Consider the following 2,857-nt stretch of genomic DNA (forward strand, 5'->3'; position numbering starts at 1 on the left):
CCCAGATTTCACTGCGGATGGCGGCGCCCATGCCGTTGATAAACCAGTTGTCGAACGATCCGCTCAGCGGAGGTTCAATGCCTTCGCGCAGATTGCGGATGCACACGCCGTATTCGTCCCACGGAAAATTAATGTTATTCCGCCACGCGCCGGCAAACAGCGTCCGGCTCACTTCCGGCGATTTCTGCTGATCCAGCAGGCATGCCCAAAGCACCTGCAAATCCAGATCGTCATTCGGAACCATGCCCGCCGGCACCGGATCATAGAACGTTAAATCAAACGGGCCGTCCATCCCCTCGTACGGCATGCCGAGCGTTCCGCCGACGGCTTTGCCGAGCCAGCAGCCCATCACTTTTTCACGATAGTTTTTAATTTCCATACTTATTCTTCAGGACGCTGCCGGTATTCCGGATTGTACGCCGGATTCGGTTCACACGGAATAACGGCGTCCATTTCTTTCAGCCATGCAGTTAATTTTTCGCGCAGCTCAGAAACTTTTTCCGGCAGCTCTGCTGCAAGATTCTTTTCCTCACCCAAATCAGTTTTTAAATTATACAATTCGTCAGTGCCGGTTTCGTATTCGTGAATGAGCTTATAATCGCCGGCGCGGATTACAGAACACGGGCGCACCCAGTCACCGCGTTCATTTGCCGGCGGAATAAACATTTCGTCATCATCCCAGTACGCATAATTCTCACGGACGTTTTCCACAAACACTGTCGGAATGGTGTAACACGGATGGTGCCAGTAGAGTGCGTCGCGCTGAAGCGTTCCGCCGGAAAAAAGCGGCAGGATATTTTCTCCGTCCAGCGTTAAGCCATCCGCCGTCCCTCCGGCGGCGCTCAGAAATGTCGGCAGCAAATCAAGAATTGAAACCGGAACATTGCACACCTGAGGCGCTGTTCTGCCAGTCCAGTGTGCAATCATCGGTACGCGGATTCCGCCTTCATAAACCGATGCCTTACAACTGCGCAGCGGCGTTCCTTTGGCACACACCGGATTCACACCGTTATCCGAAATAAACACGATCAATGTGTTTTCGAAAACGCCGGCGTTTTTTAAGCCCTGCATCAGCCGTCCGAATTCAACATCCATGGCATACACCATCGCTGCATATTCAGGATTACTCCGTCCGGCATCCGGCGTTCTGGTTTTAAACAGTTCAGTGTATTCATCTTTCGCTTGAACCGGACGATGCACGAGATACGTCGCGTGAATTAAAAAGAACGGGCGGTCGCCGGTGCTGTGTTCATTAATGAACTTCAGAGTTTCATCGAGCAGACGTTCCGGCAGATATTCGCCGTCCGGCCCATCGGAAAGTTCCGGATTTTTATACGGACTGAAATAGGACGGCGGGTTTCCAAAACCGCAACCGGCAATATTCACATCAAACCCGCGCCCCGGCGGCATCGTTTCCGGACGGTCGCCCATGTGCCATTTGCCGATATATCCGCAGGTATATCCGGCGCGTTTCATCACATCACCGATCGTCGGCGCGGAACCCTCATAAAAATGACCGCTCTTCACGTCGCGCAATTTTTTGTACGGCTCCGGTGCCGGCTTATAAGCCTCCACGCGATAAATTCCATGGCGCGGCGTATTCTGCCCAGTGATCAGGCAGGCGCGTGACGGCGAGCAGGTTGGATAGGCATACGCATCACTGAATACGGTTGACTCGCGCGCGAACGCATCGATGTTCGGTGTCAGATGAAATGTGCTGCCGTTATATCCGAGATCGCCCCAGCCTAGATCGTCCACAAGAAACAGCACAATGTTCGGTTTTTCAGCAACAGCACAAACTGTCGAAAGGCAAGAGGAGACCAGAAGCATATGTTTTAATGTATTATTCATTTTGTTAAATTAATTGTACCTAGAATTAATTGAATGGCGTCTTCGCCGGTTTTATATACATCCCGGCGATATTCCTCCGGCAGCTCATTAATGCGTTCCTGCAGAACTTCACCGCCGCGCGCACTGTCCTGATAAAGCAACCCGCAATCCGGATCATCCAATCCTAAATCCGGCGCCGGATACTCTTTCCACCCGCCGTTTCCGGATGCGTATTCAATGCCGTCGTTTTCTAAAATCCCGGTGAGCTGTTTCCGGAACGCGGCGGTTTCCGCCAGCGCATCCATAATTTTTTCCTCGGCACTTAATGCATCGCCGCTGATATCGAGCAGCAGCTCTTTGCGGTCGGCAGCGCTGTAGACATATTTCCGGTCGCGTGTCGCCAGCATATAAAGCCCGAGATCTTTTTTCTGGAACTGACTCACTACAGCGCGATCTTTCTCTTCACCGGCGGCAACCGCGGCGAGATCGGAACCGCGCGTTTGTTTGTCGTCTTTAATTCCGGCGGCGGCGAGGAACGTCGGACGAATGTCGAGCAGCGACACCGGTGTGTCGCACTGTGCACCGGCATTGAAATTTTTCGGCCAGCGCACAATCAGCGGAACGCGCACCGACGCATCAATCATACAGCGTTTGCCGACGCTGTTGTAATCGCCAAGCAGCTCCCCGTGATCCGATGCAAATATAATCAGCGTATTATCCACTTCATCTCCAAGTGCTGCCAGTACACGGCCGATATTATAATCTATGAATGATATACAACCCAGATAGGCTGCACGCATGGTACGCATCAGATTTTCGTCGATGCCGGCATCACGCCATTTATAGCGGTTTTGAATTTTATTCCAGAGGGTTAAAAATTCTGCGCCGTCTTCAGGGCGGTACGGATGTCCAACTTCCTCTGGACGGTAGAGTTTTGACCACGGCGCCGGCGATTCAAACGGCGGGTGCGGTTTAATCCAGCTCGACCACAGCATGAACGGACGGCTTTTGTCGCGGCGGTTTAAAA

At 52.4% G+C, this 2,857-nt stretch carries 3 protein-coding genes; all 3 read right to left on the bottom strand.

What is annotated here, in order from left to right:
- A partial coding sequence (locus WC959_12945) for an ADP-ribosylglycohydrolase family protein (GenBank protein ID MFA5690022.1) occupies positions 1-379 on the bottom strand: 379 nt, incomplete at its 3' end.
- 2 nt (positions 380-381) lie between these two features.
- Positions 382-1,851, bottom strand: a complete 1,470-nt coding sequence (locus WC959_12950; GenBank protein MFA5690023.1) for a sulfatase — start codon at positions 1,849-1,851, stop codon at positions 382-384.
- Positions 1,848-2,857, bottom strand: a 1,010-nt coding sequence (locus WC959_12955) for a sulfatase-like hydrolase/transferase (protein MFA5690024.1), incomplete at its 5' end; no start/stop codon positions are given. The genes WC959_12955 and WC959_12950, both read right to left, overlap by 4 nt.

The organism is Kiritimatiellales bacterium, assembly GCA_041656295.1.
Classification (GTDB): Bacteria; Verrucomicrobiota; Kiritimatiellia; order Kiritimatiellales; family Tichowtungiaceae; genus Tichowtungia.

What these genes read in the sequence shown, in the direction of transcription:
- WC959_12950 (MFA5690023.1), bottom strand. Translation starts at nt 1,851, where the DNA reads ATGAATAATACATTAAAACATATGCTTCTGGTCTCCTCTTGCCTTTCG.